Annotated in this window: 9 protein-coding genes; 6 read left to right on the forward strand and 3 right to left on the reverse strand. The window is 65.2% G+C overall.

Translation table 11 applies throughout. The features are described from left to right. Positions 1–30 precede the first annotated feature (30 nt). The 3 genes from BRADO_RS28905 to BRADO_RS28915 all read left to right on the forward strand — a co-directional run bounded on the left by BRADO_RS28905 (position 31) and on the right by BRADO_RS28915 (position 6,665). Entirely contained in the window at positions 31–1,776 is a 1,746-nt protein-coding gene (locus tag BRADO_RS28905) for an adenylate/guanylate cyclase domain-containing protein (protein WP_012029751.1), read from the forward strand. Between the two features lie 115 nt (positions 1,777–1,891). Then, positions 1,892–3,700, forward strand: coding sequence for an adenylate/guanylate cyclase domain-containing protein (locus tag BRADO_RS28910; protein ID WP_012029752.1), 1,809 nt, complete (start codon positions 1,892–1,894; stop codon positions 3,698–3,700). Between the two features lie 157 nt (positions 3,701–3,857). Then, a complete protein-coding gene (locus tag BRADO_RS28915; protein WP_012029753.1) occupies positions 3,858–6,665 on the forward strand; it encodes a di-heme-cytochrome C peroxidase in 2,808 nt (935 codons plus the stop codon). Positions 6,666–6,712: 47 nt separating this feature from the next. Here the strand turns inward: BRADO_RS28915 and BRADO_RS28920 are convergent, their stop codons facing one another. Together BRADO_RS28920 and BRADO_RS28925 are read right to left on the reverse strand one after the other, a co-directional pair. After that, positions 6,713–9,235 carry a YbcC family protein gene (locus BRADO_RS28920; RefSeq protein ID WP_012029754.1) on the reverse strand — a complete coding sequence of 841 codons (2,523 nt, stop codon included), beginning with the start codon at positions 9,233–9,235 and terminating at the stop codon, positions 6,713–6,715. Between the two features lie 13 nt (positions 9,236–9,248). Next, entirely contained in the window at positions 9,249–10,835 is a 1,587-nt protein-coding gene (locus tag BRADO_RS28925) for an NADH-quinone oxidoreductase subunit L (RefSeq protein WP_012029755.1), read from the reverse strand. A 115-nt stretch (positions 10,836–10,950) separates the two neighbouring features. On the opposite strand from BRADO_RS28925, the gene BRADO_RS28930 reads away from it, so the two are divergent. Continuing rightward, positions 10,951–11,838 (forward strand): LysR family transcriptional regulator, encoded by an 888-nt coding sequence (locus BRADO_RS28930; protein WP_012029756.1) that lies wholly within the window; start codon positions 10,951–10,953, stop codon positions 11,836–11,838. A 394-nt stretch (positions 11,839–12,232) separates the two neighbouring features. On the opposite strand, the gene BRADO_RS35535 is transcribed toward BRADO_RS28930, so the two are convergent. Continuing rightward, a complete protein-coding gene (locus BRADO_RS35535) occupies positions 12,233–12,382 on the reverse strand; it encodes a hypothetical protein (protein WP_012029757.1) in 150 nt (49 codons plus the stop codon). An 803-nt stretch (positions 12,383–13,185) separates the two neighbouring features. Here BRADO_RS35535 and BRADO_RS28935 point away from each other — a divergent pair. Together BRADO_RS28935 and BRADO_RS28940 are read left to right on the forward strand one after the other, a co-directional pair. Continuing rightward, on the forward strand, positions 13,186–14,871 hold the full coding sequence (locus BRADO_RS28935; RefSeq protein ID WP_371259374.1) for a sensor histidine kinase: 1,686 nt from the start codon (positions 13,186–13,188) through the stop codon (positions 14,869–14,871). Between the two features lie 273 nt (positions 14,872–15,144). Further along, on the forward strand, positions 15,145–16,704 hold the full coding sequence (locus tag BRADO_RS28940; RefSeq protein ID WP_012029759.1) for a TadE/TadG family type IV pilus assembly protein: 1,560 nt from the start codon (positions 15,145–15,147) through the stop codon (positions 16,702–16,704). Positions 16,705–16,757 lie beyond the last annotated feature (53 nt).

Here is a 16,757-nt window from a genome sequence, read left to right on the forward strand (position 1 = left end):
ATGTTAAGCGCGAGGCGGGAGCACGACGTGATGGAAAGACGCCTCGCCGCCATCCTTTGCGCCGACGTTGCCGGCTATTCGCGCATGATGGGAATCGACGAGGCCGGGACGCACGCCGCCTTCAAGGCGCACCGTAGCGCCATTCATCCGATCATCCTCAATCATGCTGGCCGGATCGTCAAACACACCGGCGATGGCTTCCTGCTGGAGTTCGCGAACGCCGCCAGCGCGATCCAGTTCGGTGTCGAGATGCAATGCCTCATGGCAGAGCGCAATGCGCATCTGCCTGCCGACCGAAACATGCGTTTCCGCCTCGGCATTCACAGGGGCGAGGTCACGATCGACGATGGCGAGGCGTTCGGAGACGGCATCAATGTCGCCGTCAATCTCGAATCGATTGCAACGCCTGGTGGAGTTGCCGTCTCGGGACGGGCTTACGAGGAAGCCAGCCTGCAGCTTCCTGTCAATCTGACCCTCGCCGGGAGCTTCCAATTCGGGAACTTCCAAGAGCCGGTTCAGGCGTGGACCTGGGAACCTGACAGCGACGGCGCGTTCGGGTCGCAGAAGAACGCAACGAGCCTGCCCGCCCAATACCGCACGGCGATCGTCGGCGTGCTGCCGTTCGCGAACCTGTCCGACGGCCCGGACGAATATCTCGCCGACGGACTCGCCGATGATCTGATCCACGCGCTGTCGCTGCAATCGTTCTTTCGGGTGCTGAGCCGGACGTCGACCTTCCGCTTCAGGGACCGCGATCTGAACCTTCGCCTGATCGCGCGCGAGATCGACGCGACCTATCTGATTCAAGGGACGGTCCGGCGCTCGCACGACAAGATTCGGGTGACAGCGGAGTTGATCGTCCCGGAAAGCGGCGCCCAATTGTGGACTGGCCGCTATGATCGGGACCTCGGCGATCTCTTCGCCATGCAGGATGAAATTACCACGAGCCTCTGCGCGGCGCTCATGCCTGAGATCTACCGCGTCGAAGCTTCGGTGCCGTTCCGCTCGCCTGCGACCAACCCGACCGCCTGGGACCGTTTTCTGCGGGGGCTGTCGCACTATTACCGGCCAACCAAGGCCGACTACGAGGTCGCGATTGCGCTGTTCCGCGAGGCCATCTCGCTCGATCCATCGCTTGGCATTGCGCATGCCTACCTTGCGACCATTCTGATGCAGGGGATCAGCTTCGGCTGGATCAAAGGCTCGCGCGAGCTCTGGGACGAGGCAAAAAGCCTGGCGCTCGACAGCGTCCGCCTCGACCCGCGCTCCTCGTTCGCTTACGCGATTCTCGCCTTCGTCCAAGCCATGCAAGGGGCGCATGATGACGGCATGAAGGCCGCGCGGAAGGCGACCGAGCTCAACGCCTATGACATGGGCGCGCGGGGCGTGCTGGGCCTCTGCCACATGGTCAGCGGCGAACACCAGCTGGCCATCGACCAGTTCTCGATCGCGGCCCAACGCGGCAACAGCGATCCGCGCTACCAATGGCCGGCACTGAACGCCTACAGCCATTACCTGATCGGCCGGTACGAGGCGGCACTGTCCTGGGCCCGGGAGGAGCTGCTGCTCTATCCCAACCACCTGCAGGCCCTGATGGTCCGGGCGGCAACGCTGGCGCAGCTCGGCGACACCGATCAAGCGCGCGCCGCCATCCGAGGCATGCGCGAGCAATATCCCTGGCTGACGCTTGACCGTCACGTGAAGAACATCCGGTGGAAAAACAGGGCCGACCTCGATCACTACCGCGACGGGCTGATCAAGGCCGGGCTGATTTAAACCAATTACAAGGTAGATCCCTTGACCCGCCACATGGCCCGCACATTGCTTCCGCAAATTGATTGGATTCAAACGATGCTGCCGTGGTATCGCCCTCTATCAGAGTGAGGAACGGATGGAGAGACGGCTGGCCGCCATTGTCTGTGCCGATGTGGTCGGTTACTCGCGGATGATGGGCGCCGACGAGGCGGGAACCCATGCCGCCTTCAAGGCTCATCGCGGCGCCATTCACCCGGTCATTCTCAATCACGGTGGCCGCATCGTAAAATACACCGGAGACGGTTTTCTGCTGGAGTTTCCAAGCGTCGTCGGCGCGATCGCGGCTGCTGTCGAGGTGCAGAAGCTGATGGCCGAGCGCAACGCGCATCTGCCAGCCGACCGGATGATGCAGTTCCGCCTCGGCGTGAACATGGGCGATGTCATCTTCGACGAGGACGAGGTGTTCGGCGACGGCGTCAACACCGCGGTGCGACTTGAAGCCGCAGCTCCTCCCGGAGGGATCGCACTGTCGAACAAGGCCTACCAGGAAGCCAGCAAACATCTGACCGTCACGTTCGTCGATCGCGGCCCCTTCCGTTTCAAGAACATTGAAGAGACCATCAACGTCTGGACCTGGGACCCCTCCTCGCCGGAGCAGAGCCGTGAGCCGCGGCAGACCACGTCCTTGCCGGCGCAATACCGGACGGCCATCGTCGGTGTTCTGCCCTTCGCCAACCTCAGTAGCGAGACCGACGAGTACTTCTCGGACGGCTTGGCCGAAGACCTCATTCACGCGCTGTCGCTACAATCCTTCTTCCGGGTGCTGAGCCGCAACTCGACCTTCGCCTTCAAGCATGCGGGCATGAGCGCCAGGCTGATCGCCCGCGAGATCGACGCGACCTATCTGATTCAGGGATCGGTTCGGCGCTCCGGGAACAAGATCAGAGTCACGGCCGAGCTGGTCGCGCCGGAGAATGGCGAGCAGCTGTGGGCCGGCCGCTATGACCGTGACATCGGCGACCTGTTTGCCGTGCAGGACGACATCACCGCCAATCTGTGCACCGCGCTGATCCCCGAGATCTACCGCGCCGAGGCGGCGGTGCCGGTCCGGTCGATGACCACCGACCTCACCGCCTGGGACCGCTTCCTGCGCGGCTTGTCGCACTACTATCAGCCGACCAAGGCCGACTATGAGAGCTCGATCGCGCTGTTCCGCGAGGCCATCAAGATCGACCCTGGACTGGCGATCGCCCACACCTATCTCGGCACCATCCTGCTGCAGGGCATCCATTTCGGCTGGATCAGAAACTCTCGGGAGCTGTGGGACGAGGCGATGACACTCGCCGAGGCGAGCGTGCGGCTCGACCCCCGCTCCTCCTTCTCCTATTCGCTGCTGGCCTATGTCCATGCCATGCAGGGACGAGTCGAGGCGGGCATCGACGGGGCGCGCAAGGCGCTGCAGCTCAACCCTTACGACATGGGCGCGCGCGGCGTGCTCGGCGTGTGCCATCTCGTCGGCGGCGAGCACCGCGAGGCCATCGAGCTGTTCTCCGTGGCGGCGCAACGCGGCAACAGCGATCCGCGCTATCAGTGGTCGGTGCTCAGCGCCTTCAGTCACTACATGCTCGGCCAATATGATGCCTCGCTATCCTGGGCGCGGGAGTCGCACTATCAGAACCCCAACCATCTGCAGTGCCTCGCCATTCGTGCGGCGGCACTTGCGCAGCTCGGGCGCTCGGTCGAAGCCGGTGAGGCCGTCGCCGCGCTGTTGAGTCAGCATCCGTGGATGACGATCGAGCGGCTTCTGAGCAACATCCGCTGGCGCAATCCGGCGGACATTGCTCATTATCGCGACGGACTGGCCAAGGCCGGCTTGCCTCTGACCAAGCTGACCTTGGTCGACAGCAAGCCGAATGCGCGGGCGAATAACGCAATCTCGACTTGAGGTTGACACGGCGGCGGGGTACGCCATCATTCACGATTGCATTGTAACGTTCAGACGGCGTGCGCCTCGCACGCCCTTCGGCGCAATTCGGCGCCGCCATTGTTTGTTTGCGTGATCTTCGATTTTCATCACAGGTGCTTTGCAAGGATGTCGTTCGATGCAAGAAGACAGCGCCCGCGTCCGTGACGCCCTTCCCGGACAGACCCCCGTCTCGCCCGACAACCCCTGCCCTTTCCTGCGCGCGCTCGTCGCCGGCGGGTTCGTCGACGGCCACAGCGTTCCGCTGAAGACAATTGCTCATCAGGTCGAGGCGGCAAGCGGCGAGACCGGGCTCAAGAAGAGGCTCGTCGGCATCGAGACGTTTGGGGTCGCACTGATCGCCAACGGCTTCTCTCCATTCCGGCTGTTGAAAAGCCTGTTCTCCGGCGCCGATCTGGACCAGTTGCGCAACGGGCCGCTCGACAAGCATGGCGGCGGCTCGCGCATTCTCGATGTGCAAGCCACGGTGCACCCGCAGGAGATCGATCGCTTCGCGAGCTTTGGCAGCGATTATCCCGATCCCAACGGCGGCACGGAGCGTGGCCTCAATGCGGCGCAGATCCAGGCGTTCATGAAGGCCAATCTGCAGCGCGACGGCGACCACGCGCGCTGGTACTTCCCGATTCTGATGCAGGGCGAGTGGCCGGTGCTGCTGAACATCCTTGGCAAGGGCGAGGGCGAGGACCGCTATCTCGCGGTCGCCGATGTCCATACGCTGTTCGTCGAACGCCGCTTCCCGCAACGTATCGTGGCGCGTCTGATGGCCAAGCCGAAGCCGGCAAGCATCATCTGGCGTATCGGCAAGGCCGTTTTGGGCACCGCGGTGCTTGGCGCCTCGGGGCTGCTTGCCGCCTGGATCGCCGCTCCCGACGCGGTCAATGACAAGCTCATCGCGATCCTGCCGGCGAAGGTCGCCGCCAGCATTCCGCCGGCGCTGCCGCAGGTCGAGCCGACCAAGGCCGCGTATTGGCTTGACCAAGGCTGGACCACCAAGGACCGACACTGGTTCCACCACGTCACGCAGGGTACGGCGACTTTCCCGATTCCCTATGCCTGGTTCATGGCCATGGAGCAGCCTTACGTGTCGCTGTTTGGGACGCCCGGCCTGATCTCCGACAGCGCCTATCTCGAACGCTTCGGCTTCATCCCAAGCCCGAAGAGCGTCGAGGGCGAACCAAGCGCTCTCAGACCCTTTGGCTACGCCGCCAACGCCACCGCCAAGACGGACATCGCCCCGACATTGCCCGCCGGTCTGAAGCCTATGCCAGCCGGCAATGAAGGCGGTCTGCCGGTCGGCTTCGCTCGGCTCTCCGGTGCCGCCGATCCGGCCACCGGCGCGCCGCAACCGGACAAGATCGGCCTGACCTGCGCCGCCTGTCACACCGGCAGCATCCACTACAAGGGCGTCAGCGTACGCTTCGATGGCGGCCCCGGCATGGTGGACCTGCGCAAGCTCGAAAAGGCGATGGGCTTCGCGATGCTCTTGACGCAATACGTGCCGACACGCTTTTCGCGGTTCGCCGATCGCGTGCTCGGGCCGAACGCCACCGACGCCGATCGTGACACGCTGCGGAAAGGGCTGAAGGCGGCGAGCGACTTCGCATTGACCATGCAGTTGAAGAATTACGCGGAGGCGATCGAGGCCAAGGGCCAGACCGAGACCGACGAAGGCTTCGGCCGGCTCGATGCGCTGAACCGCATCGGCAATCAGGTGTTTTATCTCGACATGGCCATCAGCGGGCTGCCGAACATGGTCGGCAATCAGGAGGCCATCGACGCGCCGGTGTCCTATCCGCCGATCTGGACTGTGCCGTGGTTTTCCTGGGCGCAGTATGACGGCTCGATCTCGCAGCCTTTGATCCGCAATGCAGGCGAGGCGCTCGGCGTCTCGGCGCAGATCAACTTCTCCCCCGAGACGGCGCGCGACAGGCTGTGGCGCTCGTCGATGGCGATCGAGAACCTCGCGCATATCGAGGACATGCTGCGCGGTCCCGATCCCTTCGCGACGACGACACCGGCCTTCGGTGGCCTCATCTCGCCGAAATGGCCGGAGAAACTGTTCGCCGACGACGAGGCCTGGAAGATCGATCCGGCCCGCGTCGAGCGCGGCCGCAAGCTCTATGCAAGCGTCTGCGTCGAGTGCCATCTCGGCCCCGTCGCCGACCCCGTGTTCGACAAGACCTATCCGGACAAGAGCTTCTGGAAGATCAAGTCGGCCGACGACTGGGAGCGCCATGGCTGGAATGCCAAGGGACCGATCCTGAATCTCGTGCAGAAGCCGGTCGAGGTGATGCAGACCGATCCCGGACAGGCCAGCATTCTTGCCAATCGCAAGGTCAGGGTGCCGGGCTTCCTCGACGTCGATCCGGCCAAGGACCTGAAGGGCTGCAAGCTGTCCGAGGGCTCGACCACCGACATGTCCTACGCGCTGGCACTGATGGCCGTCGTGCAGAAGGCGAGCGACAAATGGATGGAGGACCGCAAGCTCTCTCCCGCCGACCAGGCCGCGCTGTGGGGTGACCGGCCGAATTGCCCGAATCCGGCCAGCAACACCTATCGCGCCCGTCCGCTGAACGGGGTCTGGGCGACCGCACCTTATCTTCACAACGGCTCGGTGCCCTCGCTGTACTGGCTGCTGACGCCGGCGGCGGAGCGGCCGAGCTCGTTCTGCCAGGGTGCCCGTGACTATGATCCCGTCCATGTCGGCTTCGACGTGCCGAAGGGCGGGGAGGCGGCGTGCAAGGTCGGGCAGTCGCGGTTCATGGCCACGGATCCCAGCGGCAAGCCGATCAAGGGCAACAGTACGTTGGGCCATTCCTTCGAGGGTCCGACCCGGCCCAACAAGGATTATCCGAATGGCATCATCGGCGGCGCCTTCTCCGAGGAGGAGCGCTGGGACCTGATCGCGTATCTGAAGACGCTGTGAGCCGATCATCCGGCGCGCCTCGCGGGCGGCGAGGCGCGCCGGCGTCGTCATGCGCTCCTCCATTCGCCGGGACGGACGCAGCGGCGTATCGTTCCCTGGTCGCTCAGCGAATGCAGCATGACCCAGCCATTGACCACGAGATCGCGCACGCCCTGGTGGCGCTGCATGATTTCGTCCATCGCAGCCTCCGGCGCCGCGATGAAGACGTTGAGGCGCACCGGCTCGTGGATCAAGCGGCTGCCGTCATGCACGGACTGCCAGGGCAGCCCGACCCTGAGATCCCCGGCATTGCCTTCGAGCACGCCGAGCTGGCCCACGATGTTGTGCAGCACCTTGTTGCCGCTGCCGAAGGCGGCGTTGTTCACGGTCGAGCCGTAGTACTGCAGATTGATCCAGCTCGCGACCACCATCGGCGCCGTCATGATCAGCTCGAGCGTGCGATGGCCGTCGTCCCGCGCGGCCTCGTAGGAGTGCAGGAAGGCGCGCCCGCCGAGATTGAGGCCGCGGGTGAAGCTGCGCGGTGCTGCGATGAAGGCGGTGTTGCCGGCGAGCCCCCATTCCGGCCGGACCTGCGACCAGTCGCGGCTGCGGGCGATCACGGCTTCATCCACAGCGGCCTTGTTGCTGATGCCGAGCAGCGCGCTGCGCTCGAGCCGCGCCAGCCGCGCCGCCTCTGTCAGCCGCGCCTTCAGCCGCGCGAGATCCTGAGCAAGCGTGGCGGGGACGTCGTCCTCGTCGAACAGGGTCACGTCGTCGGTCGTGGTGTCGTGCAGCGCGCCGATGAACCAGCAGTCGGCGGGGATGTCGATGCCCTTGGCGCGCAGGCCTTCGCGCACCTGCCAATCATTGAGCACGGCCGCCGCAACCCGTGCATTCGCTTCACCGGTGTGGCCGCCGCAGGCGCCGCAATCGAGCCCGGAGGCGTGCGGATTATTGACCGTGGTGCTGCCGTGACCGGCGAGCAGCACCAGCCGCGCGAACGGCCCGGTCAGCGACATCGCCTTGAGCACCGCCTCGGCCATCGCGACGCGCTGCGGATCGGTGAAGCCGGTCGCCCGCCCCGCGAGTTCGCCAGGCGTCAGCCGTGGCTGGACCCGCGCCGCGATCTCAGGATCCAGACCGTCGACGACCGGTGACGGCACTGGCCGCGTCACCCCGGCGCTGTCGGTGGCGATCTTGGCGGCAAAGCCGAGGCCAGCGGTCTCGACGAAGGAGAACGACGAGACGGCCGAGACCTTGAACGATTTTAACGCCTTGGCCGCGCGCCGCCGCAGCAGCCGAAGGCCGAGCACCTCCGACTGTTCGACGTCGTCAGCGTCTTTCACCGCCTCGCAGACGATGAAGGCCGGCTTGAGCAGCACGGGGCATTGCGCGCCGCCCTTGCTGTGGCCAATCGGGACGTACTCGATCGGGAAGCCAAAGAATCCGGCGAAGCCGATCGTCTCGGCGTCCGGATAGGCGGTCTCCAGCGCACGCCGGAAGATCTCCGAGCGGACGTCGATGCAGAACGCCGCCTGCACCGGCGGCCGCGCCGGCAGCCGCGTCACGGCCTGGGCGCCGTGTCCCGCGAGCCTGGCGACGAGCTTGCTCCGGAGCGCGATCTCATAGGCCTCGTGCAGAACGAGGTCGATCGCGAGCTCCGGCGTCTCCTCGAGCCGCTGGTCGGCCGGCAGCTTGGCGGCTTCCGCCATCGCTTGTGCCCACGCCGCCTTGAACGCATCGTCGGTGCGCGCCTGGTAGAGCGCGTAGCCCCAGGCCAGCCGGATCGCGAGCAGCTCCAGCAGCGTATCATCCCGCTGGCCGTCGAGCCCGGCGCTCCAGCCGATGTAGCGCGCGTAGGCCGACCAGCCGCCGAGATCGAACAGTGCCCGCACCAGATAGTCCTCGACGGCGCGCTCGGGGATGCCGAGACGGTCGACGATCACGCCGATCGCCTGGACCGGATCGGCGGGCAGCTCGGCGATGGCTTTGCGGAATCCCGTCAGCCCCATCACCTCGGGATTGCGATCATAGGCCGCGATCGTCCGCCACGCGGCGTAGGGCTTCAGCTTGCGCACGGGGCTCGGCCAGCTCGCCTGGCCCTCGTCGAAATAGGTGGCGCAGAATGCCGAGATCTCGTCGATCATGAAGGCGACCAGCGAGACATAGCGATCGCCCTCGGCGAGCCGGTCGAGCACCTCGGCGACGGTCGCCACCACGGCGGGCGGCGATGACGTCCCGGCCTCGGCCCGCGCCTTCTGCTTGAGCTCGTTGAGCTCGAGCCCGGTCGAGGGATGAGCGCCGAGCGCCTGCGCCAGCGCGGCGTCGTCGATCCGCCCATCGTCGAGCGCCTGCCGGTAGAACGCCCGCGGCATCAGCATCCGCGTTCGCACCACGCGTTCGAAGGTGGCCGCCGTCGCCGCGAAGCTCTGGCCTGTGAAGCCGAGGAACGGGTTGACGGCGACGAAGTGCTTCAGCGGCCACAGCGGCGCGATGCGTTGACAGGCGCTGTCGATGCGGGCCATCAGCCCGGCATCGGCGGTGGTGTCGATCGGGTCGGTCATGGACATGGCGAGGGCGGCCTGGGTCATGTGAGGTCTCGGATCACGGGTTGGAGGAAGACGTCGCGGAATTGCGCGGCCACACGGTCAGGACGAGGCGGTTGGCAAGCGTGTTGAGGTAGAGGCCGTTGCGTAGGTGGACATAGGCCGCGATCCAGAACGGCGCGTCGGCGCGGCGCATCATCTGGTTCTGGAACACGGTCACCGCGGCGAACGAGATCACCACCGCCGCCGCGATCAGCATCGGCACGACGCCGTCGACCGGCCGCGCGGCGGGGATGCTGCCGCCGACCAGCCAGGCCGTGCCGGCCTGCAGGGCGAAGTACACGATTGCAACGCCGGCTGCAGTGACCGCGGCACGGGCGATGACGAAGGCATTCGGCCGCTCGTCGATGGCATTGGCCATCAGGTGCACCAGCCCCATCAGCAGCACCGAACCGAGCGCGATCTGCGCCGGGTTGCTCCTGAGCGTCATGCCGAAGGCGAGGCCGGTCAGCAGCGCCAGGCCGATGACTGCGACCAGCGCCAGGATCAGCCGTGCCGCATGCGGCTGGCCGCCGGGGCTCGGCGTCCAGGAGGCCCGGGCGAGGTCGATGATGCTGCCCGAGGACAGGAAGGCGTGCGCCTTGTAGAGCGAGTGCGCCACGATGTGCAGCAGCGCCGCCGAGAATGCGCCGAGCCCGCATTGCAGCAGCATGAAGCCCATCTGGGCCACCGTCGAATAGGCCAGCTGCACCTTCACCGAGGTCTGCGTCAGCATCACAAGCGAGCCGAACAGCGCGGTGGCGCCGCCGACCACGGCGAGCACGTCGAGCGCGGGCGTCGCCAGCAGCAGCACATCGCTGAGCCGGAGCACCAGGAAGCCGCCGGCATTGATGATGCCGGCATGCAGCAGCGCCGACACCGGCGTCGGCGTCTCCATCACCTCGATCAGCCAGCCATGCAGCGGCAGCTGCGCCGATTTCAGCATTGCCGTCGCGACGATCAGGAGCGCCGCGACCGTCACCATCGCCGAGCCGGCGCCCTCGCCCGCCCGGGCGTGAGCCGCGAGGCCCGCGATCTCCAGCGTGCCGAACCGGATGTAGAGCAGCAGCGCCGCGAGGGCGAGGAAGGCGTCGCCGAGCCGGCTCGCCACGAACTTCTTGCGCGAGGCGCGGATCGCGGCCGGCCGGGTCTCGTAGAACAAGAGCAGCTTGCCGAGCGCCAGGCTGGTCGCGACCCAGGCGGCGAACAGCAGCACCACATTGCCCGCGATCGGCAGCATCAACACCGCGGCAAGCGTCAGCAGCAGCCAGCGCGTGAACCGGACCTGGCCGGGATCGCCATCGAGATAGTTGCGGCTGTAGCGAACCACGACCAGGCCGATGAAGCTGACCAGCATGGAGAGAATCGCGCCGAGCGCATCGAGCTGCAGGGACAGGCCGAGCCCCGAGGCGCCGAGCAGCGGCGTGCGCCCTGCCCCGAGCACGGCTGCGGCGAGGCTCGCCGTCGTGGCGATGGCGAAGGCGATCGCGGCTGCGCCGATGGCGCGGGAGGCCACCGCCCGGGCGCCGGCCTCCGCGCCGAGGAGGGCGACCAGGGCAAGGGTCAGCGGCGCAAGCGCCGCGAGGCAGGGAAGGAGCTGGGTCATGGCGGCTCGGAGGTTTGATCAAATGAGACGGTTGCTGCTTGTCTTTAACGGCCCCGAAGCCTTCTTAAAATTTCAATCATTGAACATGATCGTTAGAAAATATAGAACGATCGCCATGCCGCATCTGAACTACCACCACCTGCGCTATTTCTGGATCATCGCCAGCGAAGGCAGCATGAGCCGCGCGGCGCAGCGGCTCAACGTCTCGCCCTCCTCGCTGTCGGTGCAGGTCAAGGCGCTGGAGGACCAGCTGGGCCAGAAGCTGTTCGAGCGCACCGGCCGCACCCTGCAGCTGACCGAAGCCGGACGCATCGCACTCGATTATGCCGGCAGCGTGTTCAAGTCCGGCCATGAGCTGATCGAGACGCTGTCGGGCCTGCGGCCCGGACGGCAGCTGCTGCGGGTCGGCGCCGCCGCCAATCTGTCGCGCAACTTCCAGATCGCCTTCCTGAAGCCGTTGATCGGCCGCGGCGATGTCGAGCTGATCATCCGCACCGGCCAGTTCGCGGATCTGCTGGAGCAGCTCGATGCGCACAAGCTCGACCTCGTGCTCGCCAACCACCCGGCGGCGCCCGATATGCGCAGCAATTTCGAGAACACGCTGATCGATGAGCAGCGTGTCAGCCTGGTCAGCCGCAAGCCGCCCAGGCCGGCGCGCTTCCGGTTTCCCCAGGACCTGGCGACGACGCCGGTGATCCTGCCCGGCCGCGGCAGCGCGCTGCGCTCCGCCTTCGACGCCCTGGTCGGCTCGAGCGGCATCCGTCCGATCATCGCCGCCGAGGTCGACGACATGGCGATGCTGCGGCTGATGGCCCGCGAGAGCGGCGCGATGACACTGGTGCCGTCAATCGTCGTGATCGACGAATTGCGCTCAGGCGCGCTAGTCGAGCGCGCGCGGCTCGGCGCCCTGAAGGAGCAGTTCTTCGCCGTCAGCCAGCAGCGCCGCTACCCCAACCCGCTGGTCGCCGAGCTGATCGGACCGCGGTCCAAGAAGGCGGAGTGAGTCTCGCGCACGTCACGCAGCACAGAACGTAGAGTGGGCAAAGGCGCGCCCGACAGCCGTTGCCGTGCGCAATTCCCGCCCGCGCCGTGCCCACCGCCGATGCGAGATCAGGATGGTCGCCGGAGGGCTGGACAGGCTTTGCAAATGCGTGCCCGTTGGGCAAATCAGATCGGCCGGTCAGGCGAACGCTATCAGGTCCACCAGAGGCCGATCGCCGGGTTCGAGGAATCCTGCGGACGCGCCGAAACACCGGGGTCGACCCGGGCGGCTCGGCGCGGCGGCAGATGATGGGCAGCTTCTGAGGTTGAGCGATCCGCAGGGGCTGGCGATTTTCGGCGGAAAAGCTCGCAGTTCACGTTAGCCGGGAGGCAGGTGTTGTCGTCTTGACAGTTGATCAGAACATTGCGGGCGGGCTGATGTTCACGCCGTGCTGAACCAGCACGAGTGACGCGACAACGCCCGTGAGTGCAAACATGCTCACCAGACCGAAGCCGGAATTGAGGGCATGGGGGCCAACAAGCTTTCGTGCGATCATCTTCATCATAAATGCTTCCTCCTGAAACTTATCAACGGGCCGAACTAAGCGAGACGGCGCGTTACCAGCGGGTTTCCGGGATCACAGAAACGAACAGATCAAATGATGCGTGGTGAACGCCTCCTTGAACGCGCTGCAGGGCCAGCATGAAGCCGTCTTAACGCTCGCTCCGCGGGCATGTCGTTCGACACTGGCGCACGAATTTCGGCACGACAAGGTTGTGCGATCAGACAGACTCTCGTCCTGCGACCGACGATCCCAGCGACAGAGCACGCCCTTTGCGCGTTAACGACTATTAGCAGGTATCAATGCGAGCACCGTGGCACAGCCTGCCCTTCGGCCGGATCGGTCATGCATGACCACCGAGCCCATGGCTCCTGAGACCCGACCAGGAGCGATACCTTCCAACTCACAGCCGGCGGCGGGGCTCATCGCCTGATGGAGCCGAAGAAACAAATCGGCGCGCCAAGCATCCATGGCGAATGCGCATCCGACCACATCGAGGTCTAACGCATGGTCGCCGAATCTGAAAAGTCGAAATCAAAGATCTCCACACTCCGCGCGGAGCGCCGCACCCGAATCTTCATCGATGCACAATCGGATCGATGCGACGGGCGAACGATGAGGCTGCGGTTCTGGTTGACAGACGAGCCTAACGACGCGATCTGTCAACGGCGGCTGAAGCGCGTCAGACTCGCTGGAACAAAAGTTCCACATGTTAGTTCGAGTTCCGTGCGGGCACAGGCTTCCCTTGAGAGCTGATCCGGCGACGTGCGGCCGATGCGGTGAACGGCGCGAGGGGAGAAGACGTGGTGTTTCGTGGGAGATTGCGGATCGCCGGGAACTCCGGCACCTGGCCGATCTCGGCCTATCTCCTCATCCTGGCGCTGGCGACGTCGATACCCATCACCGCTTGCGCGGCGTTCCTCGCCTATCACTTCGTCTCGGAGTCCTCGCAATACCGAAAGGTCGAGTACGAGGATCGGCTGCGGCTGATGCGCAACGCGACCGAGTTGCGGGTCGCCAACATCATCGAGGATCTGCAGATCCTCGCGCTGTCGCCGCAACTCGCGACCGGGCGCTTCACCGAGTTCAGGGATCATGCGATCGACGCGGTCAAGCTGATCGGCGGGGTGGCGATCGCGCTGTATGCGCCCGATGGACAGCAGCTCGTCAACACCCGGCTCGATCCGGGAACGCCGCTGCCCAGACGCACCGCCTTCGAGGCCGAGCGCCGGGCGATCGAGACGGGACGACCGCAGATGTCAGGCCTGCAGAAGGCGGTTGTCGACGGCCAGCCGATCGTCACGATCGCCGTCCCGGTGCGGATCGCGGGCCAGATCCGCTACGCGCTCAATGTCGGGCTGTCGCCGAAATATCTGTCGACGCTGATGGATGACTACGTGTCCCCAGGACTCGTCGGCAGCATCATCGACCAGCAGGGCCTGCTGCTGGCGCGGCGGCCGCTGCTAGGCGACGACGACCTGATCGGCCAGCTAACCATCCCGGCGGTGAGATCGCATATCGGCCAGGCCGCGGCGTGGTGGATCAAGGCCGTGTCGCGGTCCGGGGTCGCGACCTACACATCGCTGCTGCGCTCCGACCAGAGCGGCTGGACGATCAATCTGGCCGTGCCGCGCGATGCCATCGATGGACCGCTGCACCGGACCGTCGAGTGGATCGTCGCCCTCACGGTCTTCACCTTCACGCTGAGCATGGCGCTGGCGCGGCTGCTCGCACAACGCTTCCTGGCCGGATTTGCCGATCTGGAACGCTACGTGTCGGGTCTTCAGGCCGGCGTCGCCGCGCCCACCATGGGGCGGATCGCCGAGGTCAATCGCATGAAGCAGGTGCTTCACCGCGTCGGCGGCGAACTGGCGAGCGCCCTCCGCCAGCAGCGTGAACTGCTCGACGAGATCAATCACCGCGTCAAGAACACGCTGGGTACGGTTCAATCCATCGCACGCCTATCACGCTCGAGCGCCAGCGATGTGAATGACTACGTAGCTGCCTTAGAAGGACGCATCCTCGCCCTTTCCGAGGCCTACAATCTGCTGACGGAGAACAACTGGGTGGGCGCGGACGTCGGGGCTATCGTCGACCGCACCTTGGCGCCCTATGCCGGCCCCGACCGCCTGACCATCAGCGGTCCGAGCCTGCTGCTGCCGCCCAAGCTCGCGCTCGCACTGTCGGCGGCGATCCAGGAGCTGAGCACCAACGCCGCCAAATACGGCGCCTTCTCGACGCCCTCGGGGAAGCTCGATATTGCGTGGACCGGCCAGGAGAGCGGGATCGTCCGACTGATCTGGGTCGAACGCGATGGGCCGCTGGTCCGCAAGCCGACGCGACGCGGCTTCGGTACGAAGATGATCACGGGCATCTTCGGCTCCGAGACCGGATGGTCGGTGACGCTGGATTTCGATCCCGGTGGCCTGCGCTGCACGATGCAGTTTCGCATCCACGACGAGAGCGAGAGCGAAACGCGATTGACCGGCTAAGTTCCGCAGCGATCCGGCGGGCGTCGTTCCGTTGGACTCACCCTGGTGATCGGAAGTTCCCTGCTTGGAACTATTCGACGGCTCAGCTTGAGCCGTGAAGTGGTATCTCGGGACCGCGCAACTCCTCAGTGACATAAACCGAAATGCAATACACGCGCGCGATGTTTTGCCGCAGCTGGATCAGCGCGGCAAACAGCCTCCGCCGATCCGAAGGCAGGACGGCCAACAAGAACAACGACCGGCTCCAACGAGTCCGGATCATGGAGGTCGAGCGTGGGTATCAACGGACCCAAGAGCCGGGCGACCGCGCTCGTTGCGCGCTTCGTCGGGGACAGCAAGGCCAACATCGCCACGACGTTCGCGCTGGCGCTGTTGCCGATCCTGACAGCGATTGGCTGTGGAACCGACTACTCCATGGCCATGCGATTGAAGGTCAAGCTGCAGTCCGCGGCGGATGCGGCCAGCATCGCCTCCATCTCCGTCAACTCGGCCGGCTATGCCGCGGCCATGGCGATGACGTCGGACGGGTCCGTCACCGCGGGTGTCAACGAAGCCGACAACATTTTCAAGGGCAACGCGTCGACGTTCGGAGGCTATACGCTGACGTCCGAAACCAGCACCGTCACCAAGACGCGGTCGACGCTCTCATCGCAAGTCCAGTTCACCGCGGCGGTTCCGACCACGTTCCTCACCGTGATCGGCTATCAGTCGATCACCGTCAGCGGCAGCTCGTCCTCGTCGGTTACCTTGCCGCTCTATCTCGATTTCTATCTGACCCTGGATGTGTCGGGATCGATGGGTCTGCCCTCGACATCGGCCGAAGCACAGCGCATGCAGGCCATCAGCCCGGACAACTACCGGCAATATCCGACCGGCTGCACGCTCGCGTGCCACTTCTCGCCGCAGAACAGCGCCTGCACCGACTCTGGAACCCAGGGCTATCCAACCAACAATTATTGCCTGGGCTATGCGATCTCGCGCGTCAGTCAGAGCGGCTACAAGAGCCTGCTGACCACCAACAAGAACAATCCGAAGGGCGTCCAGCTCCCGTCGTCGATCGTCTCGGGATTGCCGAACTCCCTTTACAACAAGCTGCCGACGGTGGCGAACTGCCCGACAGACGGAACGGATGACTGTATCCAGTTGCGCCTGGACGCCGTCGGCTACGCCGTCAATCAGCTGTTCACGACGGCCAATACCACCAAGAAGGTCGCCAATCAGTTCCGGATCGGGCTGTACCCGTTCATCCGCTACCTCTATTCCTATTATCCGCTGACCACCAACATCAGCGGCTCGACGAGCGATTCTTCGACGATCAACTATGCCGCGGCGAACCTGGCGACGCTGCTCGACACCAACACCAACGCCTCGCTGGGCTCGGGCGGCACGCACATCGACACGGCGCTCTCGAGCGTCAACAGCCTGATCACCAGCGTCGGCGATGGCAGCGCCACGACCAACACGCTTCCCTATGTCTTCCTGGTCACCGACGGCGCGCAGGATCCGCAGGTGAAGGGTGTGCCGAACGGCTCGTGGTCCGGCAGCAATCATGCCACCACGATCAACCCCACCACGTCATGCACGCCGCTGAAGAATCGCGGGATCATCATTTCCGTCCTCTACATCCCCTATCAGACGATCAACCCGGTCAATGCGTCGTTCGCCGGCGACGAGGACGACTATGCCAACAACAACATCCCCAACATTCCGCCGAGCCTGCAGGCCTGCGCATCGCCTGGATTCTTCTACACTGCGAACACGCCGGCGGATATCACGTCGGCGCTGAACGCGATGTTCAATCATGCGGTCTCCGAGGCGCACCTGACGAGGTGACCGCAAGGCTGGACGATGCCGTCGTGATCGCGCGATCACGATCGCCGCGCGAA

Origin of the sequence: Bradyrhizobium sp. ORS 278 (assembly GCF_000026145.1) — a bacterium.
Lineage (GTDB): Bacteria > Pseudomonadota > Alphaproteobacteria > Rhizobiales > Xanthobacteraceae > Bradyrhizobium.

Coding starts and splice junctions, on each gene's coding strand:
- BRADO_RS35535 (WP_012029757.1), bottom strand. CDS start 12,382: ATGATGAAGATGATCGCACGAAAGCTTGTTGGCCCCCATGCCCTCAAT.
- BRADO_RS28915 (WP_012029753.1), top strand. CDS start 3,858: ATGCAAGAAGACAGCGCCCGCGTCCGTGACGCCCTTCCCGGACAGACC.
- BRADO_RS28905 (WP_012029751.1), top strand. CDS start 31: ATGGAAAGACGCCTCGCCGCCATCCTTTGCGCCGACGTTGCCGGCTAT.
- BRADO_RS28930 (WP_012029756.1), top strand. CDS start 10,951: ATGCCGCATCTGAACTACCACCACCTGCGCTATTTCTGGATCATCGCC.
- BRADO_RS28925 (WP_012029755.1), bottom strand. CDS start 10,835: ATGACCCAGCTCCTTCCCTGCCTCGCGGCGCTTGCGCCGCTGACCCTT.
- BRADO_RS28910 (WP_012029752.1), top strand. CDS start 1,892: ATGGAGAGACGGCTGGCCGCCATTGTCTGTGCCGATGTGGTCGGTTAC.
- BRADO_RS28920 (WP_012029754.1), bottom strand. CDS start 9,235: ATGACCCAGGCCGCCCTCGCCATGTCCATGACCGACCCGATCGACACC.